21 protein-coding genes are annotated in these 21906 nt (G+C 66.0%); 16 read left to right on the forward strand and 5 right to left on the reverse strand.

The window, feature by feature from the left end:
• Positions 1 to 84: 84 nt before the first annotated feature.
• Positions 85 to 1902 carry a diguanylate cyclase gene (locus ACPT9U_RS09295; protein WP_435750706.1) on the forward strand — a complete coding sequence of 606 codons (1818 nt, stop codon included), beginning with the start codon at positions 85 to 87 and terminating at the stop codon, positions 1900 to 1902.
• 72 nt (positions 1903 to 1974) lie between these two features.
• On the opposite strand, the gene purM is transcribed toward ACPT9U_RS09295, so the two are convergent.
• The gene (gene purM, locus ACPT9U_RS09300; protein WP_435750707.1) at positions 1975 to 3042 is read right to left on the reverse strand and encodes a phosphoribosylformylglycinamidine cyclo-ligase; all 1068 of its coding nucleotides are present in this window, start codon (positions 3040 to 3042) and stop codon (positions 1975 to 1977) included.
• A 140-nt stretch (positions 3043 to 3182) separates the two neighbouring features.
• Between purM and ACPT9U_RS09305 the strand changes: the two genes are divergently transcribed.
• The 10 genes from ACPT9U_RS09305 (at position 3183) to ACPT9U_RS09350 (ending at position 11280) form a co-directional block, all read left to right on the forward strand.
• Positions 3183 to 4295 (forward strand): AI-2E family transporter, encoded by a 1113-nt coding sequence (locus ACPT9U_RS09305; RefSeq protein WP_418363243.1) that lies wholly within the window; start codon positions 3183 to 3185, stop codon positions 4293 to 4295.
• Positions 4292 to 4984, forward strand: coding sequence for a DnaA regulatory inactivator Hda (hda, locus tag ACPT9U_RS09310; RefSeq protein ID WP_418363244.1), 693 nt, complete (start codon positions 4292 to 4294; stop codon positions 4982 to 4984). The genes ACPT9U_RS09305 and hda overlap by 4 nt, the downstream gene beginning before the upstream one ends.
• Positions 4985 to 5087: 103 nt before the next feature.
• Positions 5088 to 5750 (forward strand): HAD family hydrolase, encoded by a 663-nt coding sequence (locus ACPT9U_RS09315; RefSeq protein ID WP_435750708.1) that lies wholly within the window; start codon positions 5088 to 5090, stop codon positions 5748 to 5750.
• A gap of 142 nt (positions 5751 to 5892) precedes the next feature.
• On the forward strand, positions 5893 to 7257 hold the full coding sequence (pcnB, locus tag ACPT9U_RS09320) for a polynucleotide adenylyltransferase PcnB (RefSeq protein ID WP_418363246.1): 1365 nt from the start codon (positions 5893 to 5895) through the stop codon (positions 7255 to 7257).
• A gap of 11 nt (positions 7258 to 7268) precedes the next feature.
• Positions 7269 to 7778 (forward strand): 2-amino-4-hydroxy-6-hydroxymethyldihydropteridine diphosphokinase, encoded by a 510-nt coding sequence (gene folK / locus ACPT9U_RS09325; RefSeq protein WP_418363247.1) that lies wholly within the window; start codon positions 7269 to 7271, stop codon positions 7776 to 7778.
• 94 nt (positions 7779 to 7872) lie between these two features.
• A complete protein-coding gene (locus tag ACPT9U_RS09330; RefSeq protein WP_418363248.1) occupies positions 7873 to 8256 on the forward strand; it encodes a DMT family protein in 384 nt (127 codons plus the stop codon).
• A gap of 23 nt (positions 8257 to 8279) precedes the next feature.
• Positions 8280 to 8918, forward strand: coding sequence for a deoxynucleoside kinase (locus ACPT9U_RS09335; RefSeq protein ID WP_435750709.1), 639 nt, complete (start codon positions 8280 to 8282; stop codon positions 8916 to 8918).
• Positions 8919 to 9021: 103 nt separating this feature from the next.
• Complete coding sequence (panB, locus tag ACPT9U_RS09340; RefSeq protein ID WP_435750710.1) at positions 9022 to 9837, forward strand: 3-methyl-2-oxobutanoate hydroxymethyltransferase; 816 nt, start codon at positions 9022 to 9024, stop codon at positions 9835 to 9837.
• Positions 9838 to 9873: 36 nt separating this feature from the next.
• Positions 9874 to 10701 (forward strand): pantoate--beta-alanine ligase, encoded by an 828-nt coding sequence (gene panC, locus ACPT9U_RS09345; protein ID WP_418363251.1) that lies wholly within the window; start codon positions 9874 to 9876, stop codon positions 10699 to 10701.
• A gap of 132 nt (positions 10702 to 10833) precedes the next feature.
• On the forward strand, positions 10834 to 11280 hold the full coding sequence (locus ACPT9U_RS09350) for a CBS domain-containing protein (RefSeq protein WP_418363252.1): 447 nt from the start codon (positions 10834 to 10836) through the stop codon (positions 11278 to 11280).
• A 124-nt stretch (positions 11281 to 11404) separates the two neighbouring features.
• Here ACPT9U_RS09350 and pepN read toward each other — a convergent pair whose 3' ends face one another.
• Positions 11405 to 14092, reverse strand: coding sequence for an aminopeptidase N (pepN, locus tag ACPT9U_RS09355; RefSeq protein ID WP_435750711.1), 2688 nt, complete (start codon positions 14090 to 14092; stop codon positions 11405 to 11407).
• Between the two features lie 94 nt (positions 14093 to 14186).
• Positions 14187 to 14630 carry an RDD family protein gene (locus ACPT9U_RS09360; protein WP_435750736.1) on the reverse strand — a complete coding sequence of 148 codons (444 nt, stop codon included), beginning with the start codon at positions 14628 to 14630 and terminating at the stop codon, positions 14187 to 14189.
• Positions 14631 to 14927: 297 nt separating this feature from the next.
• On the opposite strand from ACPT9U_RS09360, the gene ACPT9U_RS09365 reads away from it, so the two are divergent.
• The 5 genes from ACPT9U_RS09365 to ACPT9U_RS09385 all read left to right on the forward strand — a co-directional run bounded on the left by ACPT9U_RS09365 (position 14928) and on the right by ACPT9U_RS09385 (position 20797).
• Complete coding sequence (locus ACPT9U_RS09365; protein ID WP_418363255.1) at positions 14928 to 16640, forward strand: acetolactate synthase 3 catalytic subunit; 1713 nt, start codon at positions 14928 to 14930, stop codon at positions 16638 to 16640.
• 31 nt (positions 16641 to 16671) lie between these two features.
• Positions 16672 to 17163: an acetolactate synthase small subunit gene (ilvN, locus tag ACPT9U_RS09370; protein WP_418363256.1), complete on the forward strand. Its 492-nt coding sequence runs from the start codon at positions 16672 to 16674 to the stop codon at positions 17161 to 17163.
• A 56-nt stretch (positions 17164 to 17219) separates the two neighbouring features.
• On the forward strand, positions 17220 to 18236 hold the full coding sequence (gene ilvC / locus ACPT9U_RS09375) for a ketol-acid reductoisomerase (RefSeq protein WP_435750712.1): 1017 nt from the start codon (positions 17220 to 17222) through the stop codon (positions 18234 to 18236).
• 174 nt (positions 18237 to 18410) lie between these two features.
• Positions 18411 to 19265: a CDP-diacylglycerol--serine O-phosphatidyltransferase gene (gene pssA, locus ACPT9U_RS09380; protein ID WP_418363258.1), complete on the forward strand. Its 855-nt coding sequence runs from the start codon at positions 18411 to 18413 to the stop codon at positions 19263 to 19265.
• Complete coding sequence (locus tag ACPT9U_RS09385; RefSeq protein WP_418363259.1) at positions 19262 to 20797, forward strand: 2-isopropylmalate synthase; 1536 nt, start codon at positions 19262 to 19264, stop codon at positions 20795 to 20797. The genes pssA and ACPT9U_RS09385 overlap by 4 nt, the downstream gene beginning before the upstream one ends.
• Positions 20798 to 20860: 63 nt before the next feature.
• Here ACPT9U_RS09385 and ACPT9U_RS09390 read toward each other — a convergent pair whose 3' ends face one another.
• Together ACPT9U_RS09390 and wrbA are read right to left on the reverse strand one after the other, a co-directional pair.
• Entirely contained in the window at positions 20861 to 21208 is a 348-nt protein-coding gene (locus ACPT9U_RS09390; protein WP_418363260.1) for a DUF2069 domain-containing protein, read from the reverse strand.
• Positions 21205 to 21804, reverse strand: coding sequence for an NAD(P)H:quinone oxidoreductase (wrbA, locus tag ACPT9U_RS09395; protein ID WP_435750713.1), 600 nt, complete (start codon positions 21802 to 21804; stop codon positions 21205 to 21207). Before wrbA ends, ACPT9U_RS09390 begins: the two co-directional genes overlap by 4 nt.
• Between the last annotated feature and the right edge of the window lie 102 nt (positions 21805 to 21906).

Consider the following 21906-nt stretch of genomic DNA (forward strand, 5'->3'; position numbering starts at 1 on the left):
TATAATTCCCGCGTTGATCCACCGCAGCGTGTGTCGGCAGCGATTGGCCGGCCCGTGCCATCTCGCCCCTCTTCCCACAAGCTCATGTCCACCTTCAGCAACCCGTCCGAGATCGCGCGTGAAGCACTTCGCCAGCTGGCAATGCGCCGCGTGGCACCAACTCCAGACAACTATTGCAAGCTCTACCACGAGATCTCCGGCACGGAAGCGGACGAGGACATCCTGCCCGAAGCCTTCATGCGCCGGCTCGCAGCGCGCCTCCCACGCGACAGCGCCGAGCGCCATCGCAACGCCCGCGAACTGGACCAGGTACTTACCGAAGGGAAACCCGCCGCGATCGAGGCCGCGCTGGGACGCTACCTCGACGGGCTGAAGCTAGCCGAGCAGCCGGCGTGGAACGATCTCATCACGAACTTGCTGCGCCAGTGGGAAACGCGACACAACGGGTGGACGACCGCACGCAAGCGGGAATCGCTCGAGCGCGTGCTCAACGCCTCGGACCCCACCACCCTGTTCAACCGCCTCCAGGGGCTGCTCAGGGGCTGGAGCCAATCGAACACGGCACAGGGCGAGTCCGTCGAACCGCTCCCCGACGGCGACGCAGCCGGCAGCCCGCCCGCCGAAGCCACGACTGCGGCAGCCCCCTCCAGCACTGCCCCCTGCGGGACTGCGACCGAGGCGAGCGCCGAGTTGCGCGCGCTACTGCAACAGAGCCTCAAGCAGGCCATTCCTCCGCTGTTGCACGAACACCCCGAACTGCAGCAGAAAGCACACGCGCTCGCCAAAGAGCTTGAAGGCCGCAGCAATTCGAGCGAACTCCGGGATTTCGGCCTGGCGCTGCGGGCCTTCGTCGGTGAGATCGAGTCCGCCGCGCTCGACGACGAAGAGGTAAACCAAGGGCTACTTGAGCTCCTGCGGCTGCTGTTGCGCAACATCGACGAGCTCGTGTTCGACGACAAATGGCTCAGCGGCCAGATCGAAATGCTGCGCGAGGTCGTCGAAGGCAGACCGGACCCACGCCAGCTGGACGACGCGGGACGCAGGCTGAAGGATCTGATCTTCAAGCAGAGTCAGCTCAAGCACTCATTGGCCGAGACCCAGCGTCACCTGCGCGACATGCTGGCCGGCTTCGTTGACCAGCTCGCTCAGTTCGCCGAAAGCACCGGCACCTACCACGACCGCATCGGCAACTGCGCACAGCGCATCGCAAAGGCACAGGACATCACCGAGATCGGCCCGCTGCTCGACGAGGTAATGACGGAAACACGGAGCATTCAGGAAGAGGCCCGCCGTTCACGTGACGAGCTGATTGCGGCACGCGAGCAGGCAGGCAAGGCCGAGCAGCGCATTTCCACGTTGCAAGCCGAGCTGGAGGAAGCCAGCCGGCTGATGCGCCACGACCAGCTCACCGGCGCCCTGAACCGGCGTGGGCTGGAAGAGATGTTCCACACCGAGGCCGCGCGTGCCGCACGCCACCGCTCGAAGCTCGCCGTCGCGCTGCTGGACATCGACCACTTCAAGAAGCTCAACGACTCTCACGGACATCGGACCGGCGACGAAGCACTCATCCATCTGGCACGGGTGGTGCGCCAGCACCTTCGTCCCCAGGACGTGCTGGCGCGCTTCGGTGGCGAGGAGTTCGTCATCCTGTTGCCCGAAACCGGCAACGACGCTGCGCAACAGGCGCTCGTGCGCCTGCAGCGCGAACTGACGCGCGAGTTCTTCATGGCCGACCAGCAGAAGGTGGTGATCACCTTCAGCGCAGGCGTAACCCCGGTCGCCGACGGCGAGGCACTCGAAAGTGCCCTGAAACGCGCGGATGGTGCGATGTACCGCGCCAAGCAGGCTGGACGCAACCGCGTCATGACGGCACCGCTTCCCGCCCCGCCTGCATCGTCCTGATCCACGCACCCCAGTTCCGCGCCAGCAGGACGGGGAAGCCGGGCGCCCGCAGGTGCCCGGCCAACACGGTCGTCAGCCGACGATGGTCTGGGCCTCACCTTCGCGGCGGGCATCAATGCGGCCGATGCGATACACCGTCTCGCCTTCTGCCTCCAGCTTCTGCATCACAGCATCGGCATCCTGCGCCGACACGATCACCACCATGCCGATGCCGCAGTTGAACACACGGTACATCTCGTCTTCCGCCACACGGCCGGCCATCTGCAGCCACTGGAAGAGTGGCGGCAGAGACCACGACTCGACATCGATCCGGGCAGTGAGCTCGTCGCGCAGGATGCGGGGAACATTCTCGGTGATGCCGCCGCCGGTGATATGGGCCATGCCCTTGACCACGCCAGGCATCGCCTGCATGAGCGCCAGCATCGGCTTCACGTAGATGCGGGTGGGCGCCATCACCACGTCGCGGAAGGCCCGGCCATGAAAAGGCGCGTCCATGTCGGTCCCCGTGCGCTCGAGGATCTTGCGGATCAGCGAGTAGCCGTTGGAATGCGCACCGCTGGAAGCCAGCCCCAGCACCACGTCGCCCGGCACGATCCTGCTGCCGTCGATGATGTCGGCCTTCTCCACCGCACCCACCGCGAAACCGGCCAGGTCGTACTCGCCCTCCGGGTACATGCCGGGCATCTCGGCCGTCTCCCCACCGATCAGCGCGCAACCTGCAAGCTCGCAACCACGCGCGATGCCGCTGACCACGTCCGTCGCAGCATCCACGTCGAGCTTGCCGCAGGCGAAGTAATCAAGGAAGAACAACGGCTCGGCACCCTGCACCAGGATGTCGTTGACGCTCATCGCCACCAGGTCCTGACCTACGGTGTCGTGCTTGTTCAGCTGGAAGGCCAGCTTGAGCTTGGTGCCGACGCCATCGGTGCCGGACACGAGCACCGGCTCCCTGTACTTCTTCGAAAGCTCGAACAGCGCGCCAAAGCCGCCGATGCCGCCCAGCACCTCGGGGCGCATGGTCCGCTTGGCCATCGGCTTGATGCGGTCGACCAGCGCGTCACCGGCTTCGATGTCCACCCCCGCGTCGCGGTACGACAGGGGCGCCTGGGGTTCAAGAGGGGCAGGATGATAGTCGCTCAAGATCGTTCCTTTGGGCTCGCAGGATGCAGGATCAAAGCCACCCGGTAGCGGGCCGTGCTTGAGGCCGCAACGCCAAGTGGCTACATTTACGTGTTTCGCGGGCCGTTTTGTCCCGCGCCAAGTCCGCGATTTTACTTGAAATGAACTCACCTCGCGCCGATCGCCTGCAAACCTTCGCCTGGGCCGCGGCCGGCCTGGCGATCCTGGGCCTGTTCTGGCTGCTCGGCCCCATCCTCACCCCGTTCGTGATCGCCGGCGTGTTCGCCTACATCTGCGACCCGGCCGTGAACTGGATGGTGGCGCGCCGCGTTCCTCGTGCAATCGCCGTGCTGCTGGTGATCATCGGCCTCGGACTGCTACTGATCGCGCTCGCCCTGATTCTGGTGCCGATGGTCTACCGGGAAGGCCTGCTGCTGGTGCGCCGGCTACCGGATCTGGTTGAAATGTACAACGCGCAGATCGCCCCCTTGCTGCAGTCGCGACTCGGGATCGAGGCGCAGCTCGATGCAGCGCAGTTCCGTGCACTCGTCGCGGAGAACTGGACCAGCGCACAGGACATCGTGCCCGTCGTTCTGGGCCACCTGAAGACGGGCGGCATGGCATTGCTTGGATTCCTCGCCAACCTGTTCCTGATCCCGCTGGTGATGTTCTATCTCCTGCAAGAGTGGCCGCACATCCTGGACGCACTCCGGCGCATCGTGCCCCGCCCCTGGCTGGCGCGCACGATGCGCATCCTTCAGGACATCGACTCGGTGATGTCCGAGTTCCTGCGCGGACAGCTGTCGGTCATGATGCTGCTCGCCGTGTTCTACAGCGTCGGTCTGTGGCTGGCCGGGCTCAAGTTCGCGTTGCCGGTGGGCGTGCTCACGGGTCTGCTGGTGTTCATCCCCTACGTGGGTTTCGGAGGCGGGCTGATCCTCGCGATCGTGGCGGCCGTGCTGCAGGCGGAGGGATGGCCGCCGCTGATCGGCGTGGCGGCGGTATACGGCCTGGGGCAGATGGTCGAGAGCTTCCTCCTCACGCCCTACCTGGTCGGGGAACGCATCGGCCTGCACCCGCTCGCGGTGATCTTCTCGTTGATGGCGTTCGGGCAGTTATTCGGCTTCGTCGGCGTGCTCGTCGCCCTGCCCGTGAGTGCTGCCCTGCTGGTCGGACTGCGAGAAGTCCAGGGCGCATGGCTGAGCAGCCCCGTGTACCTCGGCAGGGACACGCCGCCGGAATCCCCTCCGACAGGAGACGCGGGCGCGCGATGAAACAGCTTCTCCTCGACATCCGCCCCGACGCCCCGCCCACACTGGAGAACTTCGTCGCAGGCGCCAATGCCGAGCTGGTGGCCACGCTGTCGCTGCTGGCCGAGCCGGGCACGGCCGTCCAGCTCCCCGTCCCCCACCTCTACCTGTGGGGCGAACCTGCCTGCGGTCGCAGCCATCTGCTGCGCGCCACTGCCGCCATGGCCCGCAGCCACGGCCGGCCCGCGCACCTGCTGGGTGCACAAGACGTGGACGACGCTCTGCCCGAAACGCCAGATGCGCTGCTTGCAATCGACGACATCGACGCGCTCCCCCCGCCGGCGCAGATCGCACTGTTCAACGCCTTCAACCGCGCCCGCGGCAACGGCCAGTCGCTGCTGCTCTCGGGACCGATCGCACCGCTTGGGCTCGCGCTGCGCGAGGACCTGCGCACCCGTGTCGGCCAGAGCCTGATCTACGAGGTCAAGGCGCTGGACGACGACGCACGTGCTGCCATCCTCGCCGCGCTCGCCGAACGGCGAGGACTGCGCCTGGCCGACGAGGTGGTGGACTTTCTGCTGCGCCACGGACGCCGCGACCTCGCCAGCCTGCGCACGGTGCTCGATGCCCTGGATACCGTCTCGCTCGAGCGCAAGCGCGCGATCACCCTTCCCCTGCTGCGCGAGATGATGCAGCACGGGCTGGAGATCTGAGCACGCTCGGCCAGACGCCGCCAGCGTCTCTGCCTGCGCCCCTCCCTCCCGCCTCCTTTCGCACCCGACACCCTGCACCCGACACTCTTTACGGAGCCACAACGTGAATCTCGTCCTCTTCGACCTCGACAACACCCTGCTCGCCGGCGACTCCGACTTCGCCTGGGCGCAGTTCCTCATCGGCAAGGGCGTTCTCGACCGTGAAGTCCAGGAAGCGAAGAACATCGAGTTCTACGAGCAGTACAAGGCCGGCACCCTCGACATCTTCGAGTTCCTCGACTTCCAGCTCGCCCCGCTCGCCCGCCACGCGCGCGAACAGCTCGACGCCTGGCACATCGAGTTCATGGAGCGGTCAGTGCGCCCGATGATGACGCCCAAGGCACGCAAGCTGGTGCGGGAACACCTGGACGACGGCGCCATCGTGGCCGTGGTCACCGCTACCAACGCCTTCGTCACCGGACCGATCGTGCGCGAGTTCGGCATCCCGCACCTGGTCGCCACGATCCCCGCGCAGGAAGGTGGCGCCTTCACCGGCAAGCCGCGCGGCATGCCCGCATTCAAGGCCGGCAAGATCGAGCGCGTGGAGAACTGGCTGGAATCCCTCGGCCTGCACCTTGGCAGCTTCAGTCGAAGCTGGTTCTACAGCGACTCCCACAACGACCTGCCGCTGATGGGGCGCGTCACCAACCCGGTCGCCGTCGACCCGGACGACACCCTGCACGCGCACGCCACCCGCGCTGGCTGGCCGGTGATCTCGCTGCGCTGAATCACGCCGTGGGCGCAGTCGCTCGACCGCGCCCGGCCGCTCCGCCGCGCGCGATTCCACCGATCAAAGCCGATCCTGCACCGCGCCGGGGCGAATGCTTCGGTTATCATTGCGCGCTTATGCAAGAACACCCCCTCTCGAGATGATCCGCAAGCTGCTGCGCAAGGTCTTCAAGCGCCCGGGCGGCGCCATACGCCGTGAACCCGCCCTGATCCCCGTCGAACGCCACGGCATCCGCCGCGAGCAGCTTTCCCCCGCCGCGCGCAAGGTCTGCGCAGTTCTGCAGGAGAAGGGCTTCAAGGCTTTCGTCGTGGGCGGCGCGGTGCGCGACCTGCTGATCGGCCAGACCCCGAAGGATTACGACGTGGCCACCAGCGCTACGCCCGAGGAAGTCCGCGGCGCCTTCCGCCGCTCACGCATCATCGGGCGCCGCTTCAAGATCGTTCACGTGATGAGCGGGCCGGAGACGATCGAGGTCTCCACCTTCCGCGCCAGCCAGGACGCCGAAACCGCCGAGACCGATGAACACGGTCGCGTACTGCGTGACAACGTCTTCGGCAGCCAGGAAGAAGACGCCACCCGCCGCGACTTCACCGTCAACGCCCTGTATTACGACCCCGGCACCGAAACCATCGTCGATTACCACCACGGCGTGGCCGACATCCAGCAGAAGACGCTGCGCATGATCGGCGACCCGCGTACCCGCTACCGCGAGGACCCGGTGCGCATGCTGCGTGCGGTGCGACTGGCGGCCAAGCTCGGCCTCTCCATCGACCCCGCAGCACGCCAGCCGATCCGCGAGATGGGGCCGCTACTCGAAAACGTGCCCGCCGCGCGCCTGTTCGACGAGATGCTCAAGCTGCTGTTCTCCGGTCACTCGATGAAGTGCCTGCAGCAGCTGCGCGGCGAAGGCCTGCACCACGGCCTGCTACCCCTGCTGGACGTGATCCTCGAGCAGCCCATGGGCGAGCGTTTCGTCACCCTGGCGCTGGAGAACACCGACCAGCGCGTGCGCCAGGACAAGTCCGTCTCGCCGGGCTTCCTGTTCTCCACCCTGCTCTGGCATGAGGTGCTGAAGGCCTGGGAACATAAGAAAGCGGTTGGGGAACACAGCCAGCCGGCGCTCTTTGAAGCCATGGACGAGGTACTCGACGCCCAGGCCGGCAAGCTGGCGATCACCCGGCGCATCGCCGGTGACATCAAGGACATCTGGGCCCTGCAGCCGCGCTTCGACAAGCGCGCCGGCAAGACGCCCTACCGCCTCATCGAGCAGCCCCGCTACCGCGCAGGCTGGGACTTCCTGCGCCTGCGCGCGCAAGCGGGCGAGATTCCGATGGAGATCGTGGACTGGTGGGACCGCTTTGCCCATGCCGGCCATGACGAGCGCGAGGCGCTGATTCACCAGGCGCCCGCCGAGGCCTCCCCTGCAGCGAAGAAGCGCCGTCGTCGCAAGCGCAAGCCAGCCGCCGGCGCCAGCGCACAGGCCACGCCCGCGGACAACGCCTGACCCCTCACCGCATGTCCAACGCCACACGCGCCTTCGTCGCCTTCGGCGCCAACCTGGGCGACCCTGCGAGCGCGTTCTCGTTGGCCCTCGCACGCCTGGGCGCCCTGCCCGGGGTCCGCGTAGTGGCGTACTCCTCGCTGTACCGCAGCGCGCCCGTCGGGGTCGACGGCCAGCCGGACTACATCAACGCCGTGATCGCGCTCGAAACGACGCTGGCGGCGCGCGCCCTGCTCGACGCACTGCTCGGGATCGAGCGCGAAGGCGGTCGCACACGCGCCTTCCACATGTCGCCCCGCACCATGGATCTGGACCTGCTGCTCTACGGAGGGGAAATCATCGAGGAGCACGGCCTGCAGGTGCCCCACCCGCGCATGCATCTGCGCGCCTTCACCCTGCTGCCCCTGGCCGAGATCGCGCCCGACGCGGTGATCCCCGGGCTCGGCGCAGTCACCGAGCTGCTCCCGGCAGTGGCCGACCAGGCCATCGAACGCATGCCGGACACCTCACCCACCCGCGTTTGAGCGCGCGGTCGGCCCCAGCCGCAGCATACTCGCTGCAGACCTACCCCCTCCTGCCCGCGCCGTCCGCCGCTTCACCCGAGGCTTCGCGCTGATCATGCCCGCCTGGCTCCACTCCGCCACCACGTCCTTCACAGCCAACCCCGTCTGGCTCCAGACCGCGCTGCTGCTCACCGCCTCCAACGTGTTCATGACTTTCGCCTGGTACGGCCACCTGAAGAACATGCAGGGCAAGGCATGGTACGTGGCCGCGCTGGTAAGCTGGGGCATCGCCCTGTTCGAATACCTGCTTCAGGTTCCGGCCAACCGCATCGGCGCCACCGCGCTCAGCCTCGCGCAACTCAAGATCATGCAGGAGGTCATCACGCTGCTGGTGTTCGTGCCCTTCGTCATCCTCTACATGAAGCAGCCCATCAAGCTTGACTATCTGTGGGCCGCCTTGTGTATGCTCGGGGCGGTCTACTTCATTTTCCGCAGCTGAGGCGGACGAGAAGCCACGCACGCATGCTCGACAAAGCCCGATACATCGTCGTCGAAGGTCCGATCGGAGCCGGCAAGACTTCGCTCGCGAAGCGCCTGGCCGAGCGCCTGCAGGCCGAAACCCTGCTCGAGCAGGCCGAACGCAACCCCTTTCTCGGGCGCTTCTACCAGCAACCCGAACGCTGGGGCATGGCAACCCAGCTCTCCTTTCTCTTCCAGCGCATCGACCAGCTCGCCGGGCTGGGGCCGATCGAGGGGGAACGCAGGGTGGTCGCGGATTTCCTCTTCGACAAGGACCGCCTGTTCGCCGAGCAGAACCTCGCCGAGAGCGAACTCGCGCTCTACCAGCGCGTGCACGACACGCTGCAGCCCGTCAACGCCCCCCGACCCGACCTCGTCATCTACCTCCAGGCGCGACCGGACACCCTGCTCGGCCGCATCCACAAGCGCGGCCTCGAGGCCGAACGACGGATCACCGAAACCTACCTTCACCAGGTGGCCGAGCGCTACACGCGCTATTTCTACCAATACGACGCAGCCCCGCTCTTCATCGTCGACAATGACCGACTGAATCCGGTCGACCGCGACGAGGACTTCGAGATGCTGCTCGAACGCCTGCGCGAGATGCGCAGCTACCGTGAATTCTTCGGCTACGCAGACTGAACCTTGCCGGCGCCCCCTATCCCCACGTGATTGCGCATCGCCGCCTGCGCTTGTACCCGGCAGGCGTTTGGTGAAACACTGCGCCCCCCACCAGGAGTCATGAATGAGCTACCTTCAGGACCAGAAGCCCGTCACCCTCTTCGAACTCGGCAAGATGCGCGCCGAGGGCCACAAGATCGCCATGCTCACCGGCTATGACGCGAGCTTCGCGGCACTGCTCGGGCGCGCGGGGATCGATTGCATCCTCATTGGCGACTCGCTCGGCAACGTACTGCAGGGGCAGAAGTCCACCCTGCCGGTAACGCTCGAGCACATGGCCTACCACACCGAATGCGTCGCGCGCGCCAACGCGCGCCCGCTGATCATCACGGACATGCCCTTCGGCACTTACCACGAGAGCCGCGAGCAGGCCATGCGCAACGCAACCCGCCTGATGGCGGCCGGCGCCCAGATGCTCAAGCTCGAGGGGGGCGAGTTCATGGCCGAGACCATCCGCTTTCTGGTCGAGCGGGGCGTGCCGGTGTGTGCGCACATCGGTCTCACACCTCAGGCGGTACATCAACTCGGCGGCTACCGTGTGCAGGGTCGCAGCGAGGAAGGAGCCGCCCGGCTCAAGGCCGACGCGCTCGCGCTCGAACAGGCGGGCGCCGCGCTGATGGTCATGGAAATGGTACCTGCTGCACTGGCCGGCGAGATCACGGCCAGCCTGAAGAACATGGCGACGATCGGCATCGGCGCCGGGCCGGACTGTGACGGCCAGGTGCTGGTACTGCACGACATGATCGGCGTGTTCCACGGCAAGACCGCACGCTTCGTGCGCAACTTCATGGAAGGGGCGGCAAGCATCGAGGACGCCGTCGGGCGCTACGTCGCCGCGGTCAAGGACGGCAGCTTCCCCGCCGCCGAGCACTGCTACTGAGCCGCCCGCCGGCATCCCCTTCGCGAGCCTTCACCCATGCAGATCCACGACACCATCGAGAGCGTGCGCGCTGCACGCGCCCAGGCCGGCAAGGTCGCCTTCGTGCCCACCATGGGCAACCTGCACGAGGGTCACATCGCGCTCATGCGCCAGGCCGGCGAGCACGCCGATTGCGTGATCGCCAGCATCTTCGTCAACCGACTGCAATTCGGCGCCGGCGAGGATTTCGAGCGTTATCCGCGCACCTTCGCCGCCGACTGCGAGAAACTGCAGGCGGCCGGCGTAGCCCATGTGTTCGCACCCGACGAAAAGGTGATGTACCCGCAACCGCAACGCTATTACGTCGAACCTGCGCCGGCGCAAGTCTCCATCCTCGAGGGCGAGTTCCGCCCCGGTCACTTCAGCGGCGTCGCCACCGTCGTGCTGAAGCTGCTCAACATCGTTCAGCCCGACATCGCGCTGTTCGGCAAGAAGGATTATCAGCAGCTGATGGTGCTGTCGAACATGGTGCGCGAGATGGCGATGCCGGTCGAAGTACTGCCTGGCGAGACGGTACGTGCCGACGACGGCCTCGCACTCTCCTCGCGCAATGGCTACCTGAGCGCCGAAGAACGCGCGCGCGCACCGCTGCTCTACCGACTGCTGTGCGGCATCCGTGACGCCGTACGCGCGGGCGACCACGACCTGCTCAAGCTCGAAACCGAGGCCGTGGCGCAGCTGGCGGCGGCGGGCTGGGAACCCGACTATATCGCGGTGCGTCGTCGCATCGACCTGCAGCCGCCCGCGCACATGGACGACCCATTGGTGGTGCTCGCCGCCGCCAAGCTTGGGCGCACACGCCTCATCGACAACCTCGAAATCTGAGCGGGCGGATGCGATAAGGGTTCGCCCACTCTTGCGCGCACCAGCAGTTATGGTTAAAACCAGATCACCTGAAGAACCGGGCCGCTCCGCATGGCGGGGCACGCTCGCCAACAAAGAAGGGGGAGCAACAGAATGAACACGACAGTCAAGCAGATCCTCGATCAGAAAGGCGCAGCCTTCCAGTCCGTGCGCCCGACCGACTCGGTGTTCGACGCGCTGTCGCTGATGGCGCAGCACGACATCGGCAGCGTACTGGTGATCGAGCACGAGAAACTGGTCGGCATCTTCACCGAGCGCGACTATGCCCGTAAGGTGGTGCTCAAGGGCTTGGTCTCACGCGACGTCAAGGTTGGCGACCTGATGACGAAGAACCCCTACACCATCGACACGATGCAGACCGCGGACACGGTGATGGCGACCATGACCGCCAAGCGCTTCCGCCACATTCCGGTGGTCGAGGACGGCAAGGTGCTCGGCATCGTCACCATCGGCGACATGGTCAAATCCATCGTTACCCAGCAGGAAAAGACCATCAAGCAGCTCGAGAGCTACATCGCGGGCGATCTCGCCGCCGAGTGAGCCTGCCCCGCGCACGCGGGACAGGGACGTTGTCGCAGACACAGGAACGCCGGATCACCCGAGGAGGTGTCCGGCGTTCTGGCATTCCGGACCATGCGCCCTGGCTAGGGCGCACGGCCACAGGTCAAGCCTGCAGTGCCTTGCCGACGATCTCGGCTACATCGACGGACAGTCCCGGCGCCGCGAGCACGCGCTCGAGTTGCGGTCGGATGCTGGCCTGCAGCGCCGGCGTGAAGTGGCGCCAGTTCTCCAGCGCCCGCGCCATGCGCGAGGCCACTTGCGGATTGCGGCTGTCGAGCGCGATCACCTGGTCGGCCCAGAACGCATGGCCACTGCCATCGGCCGCGTGGAACTCGCCCGGGTTGGCGCGGAAGAACGTACCGAGCAAGGCATAGACCTTGTTCGGGTTCGACAGGCTGAAGGCAGGATCTTCGAGCAGCGCGCGTACACGGACGAGGGTCGGCTCCGCCTCGTCACTCCAGCGCCATGCCCCGGCCTGCAGCGCGAACCACTTGTCGAGCACCAGCGCATCGTCCCGATGACGCTCGTGGAAGGCACGCAGCGCCAAGGCACGCGCCGGGTTCGTGCTCTGCACCAGCGCAGCGAGCGCGCCGAAACGCTCGGTCATGTTGGTCGCGGCTTCGAAGCGGGCCTGTGCGAGCGCCAGCCCTTGGGCGTTCCCCGCCGCCGCGAGGTAGCGCAGCGCCAGGTTCGCAAGCGCGCGGCGGCCCGCATCGGCAGGATGGTAACGATACGGGCCGGATACCTGCATCGACTCGCAGGTCGCGAGCCATTCAGCCGCGAGCGACGCCCCCAGCGTGCGCATGAGGCGCACGAGCGCCGACCGCAGCGCCAGCGGATCGGCCGGTTTCATGCGCTCGAGCAGATAGGCCTCGCCTGGCAGGGCCAGCGCCTGCGCGCGGAAGGCGGGCTCCAGCGCGGGATTGCCGAGCAGGGCGCGGAAGGCGTCGAGGAAGGCGGGCGGCACCCCAGCCGATGGGTCGGCCGCCATCGCCAGCGCGACGCGCTCGGCGTAGCGCTGTGCGGCATCCCAGCGGTTGCAGGGATCGGCATCGTGCGCCATGCGGAAGGCGAGGCGCGCATCGTCCTCGTCCAGATCGAGGATCACCGGTGCCGAGAAGCCGCGCAGCAGCGAGGGCACGGGCTCGGCCGGCAGGCCGACGAAGCGAAAGGTCTGCGACTCCTCGGTGAGCTTGAGCACGCGCGTCGTGGCGCCCGGCTGGGACTCGCCCTCGAGTTGCAGCGGGCAGTCGCGCCCGTCCGGTCCGATGAGGCCGGCCGCGAATGGAATCATCAGCGGCAGTTTGGCATGCTGGCCCGGCGTGGCAGGCGTGCTCTGAGCCAGCGTCAGCGTGTAGCTGCCGTCGGCGGCATTCCATTGCCCGCTGGCCTTCACCCGCGGGGTGCCGGCCTGGCTGTACCAGCGCATGAACTGGTCGAGATCGAAGCCGTTGTTGGCCTCGGACATCACCTCGACGAAATCGTCGCAGGTCACGGCCTGACCATCGTGGTAGCTGAAGTAGAGATCCATGCCGTTCCGGAAACCCTCGGGACCCAGCAGGGTGTGCAGCATGCGGATGACTTCCGCGCCCTTCTCATACACCGTAGCGGTGTAGAAGTTGTTGATCTCTTGATAACTGTCCGGGCGGATCGGGTGCGCCATCGGCCCCGCATCCTCGGGGAACTGTGCGGCACGCAGCACGCGCACGTCATCGATGCGCTTGACCGCGCGCGCAGAGGCAGCGCCCTCGGGACCGGCGGCCTCATTTGCCATCCTCCCCAGCATGTCGGCCGAGAACTGCTGGTCGCGGAAGACCGTCAGCCCCTCCTTCAGCGTGAGCTGGAACCAGTCGCGGCAGGTGACGCGGTTGCCGGTCCAGTTGTGGAAGTACTCGTGCGCCACCACGCTCTCGATGTGCTCGTAATCGACGTCGGTGGCGGTGTCGGGCTTGGCGAGAATGAACTTGGTGTTGAAGATGTTCAGGCCCTTGTTCTCCATCGCCCCCATGTTGAAGTCGGCCACGGCGACGATCATGAAGCGGTCGAGGTCAAGCTCCAGGCCGAAGGTCTCCTCGTCCCAGCGCATCGAATGGACGAGCGAGTCCATCGCATGCTCGACGCGGTCGAGGTTGCCCGCCTCCACCCACACCTGCAGCAGCACCTCGCGGCCGGACATGGTTTCGACCTTTCGCTCGAGCGCGACGAGGTCGGCAGCGACCAGCGCGAACAGGTAGGACGGCTTCGGGAACGGATCTTCCCACTTCGCGTAGTGGCGGCCGCCAGGCAGTTCGCCCTGTTCGACGAGGTTGCCATTGGACAGCAGGACCGGGCAGCTCGCACGGTCGGCCTCGAGCGTGACGGTGAAGCGCGCCATCACATCCGGACGGTCAGGAAAGCAGGTGATGCGGCGGAAGCCTTCGGCCTCACACTGGGTAAAGAAGCCGCCATTCGACAGGTAGAGCCCCGACAGCGTGGTGTTGGCCTTCGGGTTGATGCGGGTCTGCACCTCCACGACGGCGCGCTCGCCTTCCGCCGCGATCTCGATCAGCGTGCCGTCCTCGCGCAACACCTGCGCCGGCGCACCATCCACGGTGATCGACAGGCGCTCCAGATCCTCCCCCCAGAGGCGAATCGGCCCGTCGACGGCCGCGCGATTGCGCACGCAGTGCATGCGGTTGGTGACGACGGTGGCCTCGGCGTGGAGGCAGAAGTGCAGATCGACGGACTCGACCGTCCACGACAACGGCTGGTAATCAGCGCGCTGGATGCTTGGGGATTGTTCGGTTTTCATTCTTTCTCCGTCGGCGCTTCGAGGCGCAACTAGGGGGGATGCAGCAATCGCGAAGCCGCCCGCAGCCCCGGGGGCTTCGCGGCGGTGACGCAGTTCAGGTCTTGGACTGCTGCGAGAGTAAAACGATGCAGGTGCCGGCAAGTCGGTCGTGGAGGAACTGGCGCTCACGGTCGATCAGCGCCCACAGCAAGCCGAAGCCCAGCAGGAGCACCGAGGGCCAGGCCAGGGCGTAGCGCAGCCAGCAGCGTCCGAGACTCGCGCCCTGTCCATCCGCGGCAACGATCTTCAACCGCCAGGTCTGCATCGCCAGCGTCTGCCCGCCCCGCCGCCAGTACCAGACGAAATAGACGCCGAGCACCAGGAACACGTGAATCCAAAGCATCCATCCCGGCGGCGTGAATCCGGTGACCGGACCGAGGATCAGGTAGGGCACGAGGAAGGTAAGCGCCAGCACGCCGAGCAGCAGCATGGATTCGTACAGCATGGATGCGAACCGGCGGCGAAGCCCCGCGAGCTCAGCCACCGTTCGGTTCGTCATCCCGGCCTCGTCCGCGGCGGTGGCGGAAACTACTGAAAGGGGACCAGCCCCGCTGTCGCCGGCCTTGCGGCCAGCGCGCCTGCTGCGTGTCATGAAATCTTCCGGAAGATGCGCCGCTTTCGCGACGTCGGGCTGAAGGACGGCTGCGGCGCCGGAAGGCCGCAGCCGATGCAGAAATCCGGCAGGGTCATGACATGCGCGGACATGGGCGTGAAAGCCCCGCCAGCCTTGACCAAACCATCAGCGGCCGGTAACGTTCTGCGTTTATTCAAACCCCTAGATACGAGAGAGTTCGCGATGGTGCTGTCCGGAGCCGAAATTCTAATCAGGTGCCTTCAGGAAGAAAAGGTCGAATACGTCTTCGGTTATCCGGGTGGCTCGGTACTCTTCATCTACGACGCCTTGTTCCAGCAAGACCAGGTGCGCCATGTACTGGTGCGCCATGAGCAAGCCGCGGTGCATGCCGCCGACGGCTTCGCGCGCAGCACGCACAAGGTCGGCGTCGCGCTGGTAACCTCCGGCCCGGGCGCCACCAATGCCGTCACCGGCATCGCCACCGCCTACTGTGACTCGATCCCGATGGTGATCATCTCCGGTCAGGTCCCCACTGCGGCGATCGGTCAGGACGCCTTCCAGGAAGTCGACACCGTGGGCATCACCCGCCCATGCGTGAAGCACAACTTCCTCGTCAAGGACGCGCGCGACCTCGCCGCCACGATGAAGAAGGCCTTCTACCTCGCACGCACCGGCCGCCCCGGCCCGGTGCTGGTCGACATCCCCAAGGACGTGTCGATGCAGCGCTGCGACTTCGAGTACCCGAAAGAGATCTCGATGCGCTCATACAACCCGGTGGTCAGGGGCCACTCGGGCCAGATCAAGAAGGCCGTGCAACTGCTGCTCGAAGCCAAGCGCCCGATGATCTACACCGGCGGCGGCGTGATCCTCTCCAATGCGGCCGAACAACTCACCAGGCTCACGCGCCTGCTCGGCTACCCGATCACCAACACGCTGATGGGCCTGGGCGGCTACCCCGCGAGCGATCGCCAGTATCTGGGCATGCCCGGCATGCACGGCACCTTCGAAGCCAACATGGCAATGCACTACAGCGACGTGCTGCTCGCCGTGGGCGCCCGCTTCGACGACCGCGTGATTGGCAACCCCGACCACTTCTGCGAAGAGCCGCGCAAGATCATCCATGTGGACATCGACCCGTCCTCGATCTCCAAGCGCGTGCGCGTCGACATCCCCATCGTCGGTGACGTGAAGGAAGTGCTGGACGAGATGATCCGCCAGCTCGAGTCCGGCGAGGCCCGGCCCAACCCCGAGGCGCTCGCTGCGTGGTGGAAGCAGGTCGAGGAGTGGCGCAGCCGCAACTGCATGGTCTACCGGAACTCGGACGAAATCATCAAGCCGCAGTTCGTCGTCCAGAAGCTCTGGGAAGTGACGGGCGGCGAGGCGATCATCACCTCCGACGTGGGCCAGCACCAGATGTGGGCCGCGCAGTACTACCGCTTCGACAAGCCGCGCCGCTGGCTCAACTCGGGCGGCCTGGGCACGATGGGCGTCGGCATGCCCTACGCGATGGGCGCCAAGCTCGCCAACCCGGACATGCCGGTGGCCTGCGTGACCGGCGAAGCCTCGATCCAGATGAACATCCAGGAACTATCCACCTGCAAGCAGTTCCGCCTGCCGATCAAGATCTGCAACCTGAACAACCGCTACCTGGGCATGGTGCGCCAGTGGCAGGAGCTGTTCCACGGCGGCCGTTACTCCGAGTCCTACATGGACTCCCTGCCCGACTTTGCCAAGCTGGCCGAGTCCTACGGCCATGTGGGCATCCGCGTGGACAGGCCCGCCGACGTCGAAGGCGCCTTGCGCGAGGCCTTCACCACGCACAAGAACGAGCTCGTGTTCCTCGACTTCCAGATCGACGCGACCGAGAACGTCTATCCGATGGTGCAGGGCGGCAAGGGTCTCACCGAGATGATCCTGTCGGCCGAAGACCTCTGATCGCCACCCACCGATTGCGGAACACAACACCATGCGTCACGTCATTTCCCTCCTGATCGAAAACGAATCCGGCGCGCTTTCGCGCGTCTCCGGGCTGTTCTCGGCGCGCGGCTACAACATCGAGTCGCTCACCGTCGCCCCGACCGAAGACTTCTCGATGTCGCGGATGACCATCGTCACCACGGGCTCGGACGAGATCATCGAGCAAATCACCAAGCAGTTGAACAAGCTGGTGGAAGTGGTCAAGGTCGTCGACATTTCCGAGGCCGCCCACATCGAGCGCGAACTGATGCTCGTCAAGGTGCGCGCCACCGGCAAGGACCGCGAGGAGATCAAGCGCACCGCCGACATCTTCCGCGCCCGCATCATCGACGTCACCGACGCCTCCTACGTCGTCGAACTCACCGGCAATCAGGGCAAGCTCGACGCCTTCATCGGCGCCATCGACCCGGCCCTGATCCTCGAGACCGTGCGTTCGGGCGTGTGCGGCGTCGGCCGCGGCGACCGCGTGCTCAAGGTCTGAGCACAAGAAACAACGTTCCCGTTTTCACGTACCGACCCGCCAAACAAAGGAAAGACATGAAGGTTTATTACGACAAGGACGCCGACCTCTCCCTCATCAAGGGCAAGAAGGTCACCATCGTCGGCTATGGCTCGCAGGGCCATGCCCACGCCCAGAACCTGTCCGACTCGGGCGTCAAGGTCACCGTCGGCCTGCGCAAGGACGGCTCGTCCTGGGAGAAGGCCAAGGCCGCCGGCCTGAAGGTCGAAGAGATCGCCAAGGCCGTCAAGGGCGCCGACGTCGTCATGATCCTGTTGCCGGACGAGAACATCCCGCAGGTGTACAAGGACGAAGTCGAGCCGAACATCAAGAAGGGTGGCGTGCTGGCCTTTGCCCACGGCTTCAATGTGCACTACAACCAGGTCGTGCCGCGTGAAGACCTGGACGTGATCATGGTCGCCCCGAAGGGCCCCGGCCACACCGTGCGCTCCGAGTACCTGCGTGGTGGCGGTGTCCCCTCGCTGATCGCCGTTTACCAGGACCGCTCCGGCAAGGCGCGCGACATCGCCCTGTCCTACGCTGCGGCCAACGGCGGCACCAAGGGCGGTGTGATCGAGACCAACTTCCGTGAAGAGACCGAGACCGACCTCTTCGGCGAACAGGCCGTGCTGTGCGGCGGCGCCGTCGAGTTGGTGAAGATGGGCTTCGAGACCCTGACCGAAGCCGGCTACGCGCCGGAGATGGCCTACTTCGAGTGCCTGCACGAGCTCAAGCTGATCGTCGACCTGATGTACGAAGGCGGCATCGCGACGATGAACTACTCGATCTCGAACAACGCCGAATATGGCGAGTACGTGACCGGCCCGGAAGTCATCAACGAGCAATCGCGCGAAGCCATGCGCAATGCGCTCAAGCGCATCCAGACCGGCGAATACGCCAAGATGTTCATCCTCGAGGGCAAGACCAACTACCCGAGCATGACCGCCCGCCGCCGTCTGAACGCAGCCCACCCGATCGAGCAGGTCGGTGGCCAGTTGCGCGAAATGATGCCCTGGATCAAGGCCAAGGCCCTGGTCGACAAGTCGAAGAACTGATCTTCGCTTCCGGCATCATGCACAAGGCCGGCTCCGCACGCGCGGGGCCGGCCTTGTGCTTTTTCCGCCACCTGCGCGGGCCAGGCAATCACTGCGCTTTGCGCTCCGGAGCGCCGGGCATACGCGCGCCTGCGCTAGAATGCGCATTCAGGATCTCTAGCTGGTAAGCCCAACGTGCCCTACAACGAACCGCATCTCGCGCCGGTCATCGAGAAACGTCGGCGTGGTATCTACATCCTGCCGAACCTTTTTACGACGGCCGCGCTGTTCGCCGGCTTCTACGCCATCGTGCAGGCGATGAACGACCGCTTCGAATACGCCGCAGTAGCGATCTTCGTGGCCATGGCGCTCGACGGACTGGACGGCCGCATCGCCCGGATGACGCATACCCAGAGCGAATTCGGTGCCGAGTACGACTCCCTCTCCGACATGGTCTCCTTCGGCGCAGCACCCGCGCTCGTCATGTACGAGTGGGCGCTGCAGGATCTCGGCAAGCTGGGGTGGATGGCCGCCTTCATCTACTGCGCCGGCGCGGCTCTGCGCCTGGCCCGCTTCAACACCAACATCGACGTCGTCGACAAGCGCTACTTCCAGGGCCTGCCCAGCCCCGCCGCAGCCGCCCTCGTTGCCGGCATGGTCTGGGTCGGCATCGACAACGGCTTCAGCGGCGACGAACTGCGTGGGTACGCCGCGGCGCTGACCATCTTCGCCGGCGTCTCCATGGTCAGCAACGTACTGTTCTGGAGCGGTAAGGACATCAACCTGCGCAAGAGCGTCCCCTTCATCGTACTGATCGCACTGGTACTGGCCTTCGCGCTCATCTCCAGCTATCCGCCGGGGATCCTGTTCGCACTTTTCCTGGTCTATGCCGCATCGGGCTATGTGATTGCCGTGCTGCGCTGGCACAGACGCAGGCAGTCGAGGCAGGAGCCACCGGCCCCACCCGCCTCCGCTGCACAGAAAGACCAGAAAGACGGCCCTGACGCATCGACGGCAGGCGATTTGACCGACCCCGGGAGCAAGCCATGAAAGACAAGCTGATCATCTTCGACACCACCCTGCGCGACGGCGAGCAGAGCCCGGGCGCATCGATGACCCGCGACGAGAAGCTGCGCATTGCCCGCCAGCTCGAGCGCATGCGGGTCGACGTCATCGAGGCCGGCTTCGCTGCCGCCTCCAACGGAGACTTCGAGGCCGTTCGCTCCATCGCCGAAGCGATCAAGGACTCCACGGTCTGCTCCCTTGCCCGCGCCAACGAGAAGGACATCCGCCGCTCGGGCGAAGCAATCACCCCCGCAGCCCGCGGCCGCATTCACACTTTCATCGCCACCAGCCCGATCCACATGGAGAAGAAGCTGCGCATGACACCCGACGAGGTCGTCGCGCAGGCGGTCAAGGCAATCGGCTGGGCGCGCGAATACACGGACGACGTCGAGTTCTCGGCCGAAGACGCCGGCCGCTCCGAGATCGATTTCCTGGTCCGCATCTTCGAGGCGGTCATCCAGGCCGGCGCGAAGACGATCAACGTGCCCGACACCGTCGGCTACAACGTACCCGAGCAGTTCGCCAGTACCGTACGCGCCCTGATCGAGCGCGTCCCCAACGCCGACAAGGTGGTGTGGTCGGTGCACTGCCACAACGACCTCGGCCTGGCCGTGGCCAACTCGCTCGCCGCGGTACGCGCCGGCGCCCGCCAGGTCGAATGCACGATCAACGGCCTCGGCGAGCGTGCGGGCAATGCTTCGCTGGAGGAGATCGTCATGGCGGTACGCACGCGCGCCGACATTTTCCCGGTCGAGACTGGCATCGACGCCACCCAGATCGTGCCCGCCTCCAAGCTGGTGTCGCAGATCACCGGCTACCCGGTGCAGCCCAACAAGGCCATCGTCGGCGCCAACGCCTTCGCGCACGAGTCCGGCATACACCAGGACGGCGTACTCAAGCACCGTGAAACCTACGAAATCATGCGTGCCGAAGACGTGGGCTGGGGTGCCAACAAGCTGGTGCTCGGCAAGCTCTCCGGCCGTAACGCCTTCCGCGCCCGCCTGCAGGAGCTTGGCATCGAGATCGAAAGCGAGGAGCACCTGAACCAGGCCTTCGCCCGCTTCAAGGATCTCGCCGATCGCAAGTCGGAGATCTTCGACGAGGACCTCACCGCACTGATGCGCGACGAGGCCGTCACGCCAGCGCCCGAGCAGTACCGCCTGGTGTCGACCCGCTTCCACTCCGAAACGGGAGAAACCCCGGTGGCCGAGCTCACGCTCACCGTGGGCGGACATGAATCGCATGCGCGTGCCGAAGGTTCCGGGCCGGTGGATGCGGCCTTCAAGGCGATCGAGTCCATCGTCACGAGCGGCAGCCAACTGCTGTTGTATTCGGTCAATGCAATCACCACCGGGACCGACGCCCAGGGTGAAGTGACCGTTCGCCTGTCGCACGAAGGGCGCGTCATGGACGGGCAAGGCGCCGACACCGATATAATCGTCGCTTCGGCCAAGGCCTACCTGAACGCGCTCAACAAGCTGCACGTCGGCACCGAGCGCCTCAACCCGCAGGTTTGAGCCCGTCACACGCAGGGGCAGGCAGACTGAGGGCGCAAGCCCCCTGCCCCTTCCTCCCCCGCGTCACTGCATCCGCGACGGCGCGGTAGCGCGCGCGTGCAGCATGGTGCTGGCAAACAGCGCGACCGAAAGCGCAATCTCCACGATTGCGAACAGTCCGGTGAGACCGGGATCCGTGGCGCGCAATACGCCCTCGGTGAAGTACAGCAGCGAGAGCATCGACAGCCACTGCGAGGTATAGCGACGCCCGCGCAGCACACCGAACACCGCCGGGAGCAAGGGCAGCGCCTTCAGCATCATCCACGACCCGCCCGGTCGCAGCGGCGCGAGCCAGCCTTCCCACACCACACAGAGCGCGATCAGGGACAGCAGCAGGACGCTGGAAAGCCTGGACAGCGATTGCGCACTCATCGCACACCCGCCAGGCGCAGCGCCGTCTCTGCCAGCCGCCTGCCCTGCGCCTGCGCCAGATGAACCTCGTCGGTGCTGGGCTCGGGTTGCCCGTCCACCCCCGCCACATGGCTCGCGCCGTAGGGCGTGCCGCCCGAGCGTGTGCTGCTCAGCACCCCCTCACTGAAGGGCAGCCCCATGACCAGCATTCCGTGATGAAAGAGCGGCAGCATCATGCTCAGCAGCGTGCCCTCCTGACCACCGTGCATGCTCGCCGAGGACGTGAACACGCAGGCCGGCTTGCCCTCGAGCGCGCCGTTGACCCACGCGCCAGCGAGGCCATCCAGGAAATACTTCATCGGCGCCGCCATGTTGCCGAACCGCGTCGGACTGCCCAGTGCGAGCCCGATGCAGGCCTCAAGATCGGCGACCTCGACGTAGGGCGGGCCATCCGCCGGGATGTCGTCCTCCACCGCCTCGCACACGGTGGAAACCCTCGGCACAGTCCTGACCCGCGCACACGCCCCGGGGACCTGATGGATGCCAACGGCGATCTGTTCGGCGAGCGCGCGTACCGAGCCGCGATGGCTGTAGTAGAGAACGAGGATTTCGTGCATGGGGGCTGTGTTCCAGGGCGGGGGGCGAATTATACCCTTCGTCCCCCGGCAGCCCTGCGGGTTCCGGGTAACGAGCTCCGGACCTCGGATCCCGACTCGCGG

Origin of the sequence: Thauera sp. AutoDN2 (assembly GCF_051280715.1) — a bacterium.
Classification (GTDB): Bacteria; Pseudomonadota; Gammaproteobacteria; order Burkholderiales; family Rhodocyclaceae; genus Thauera.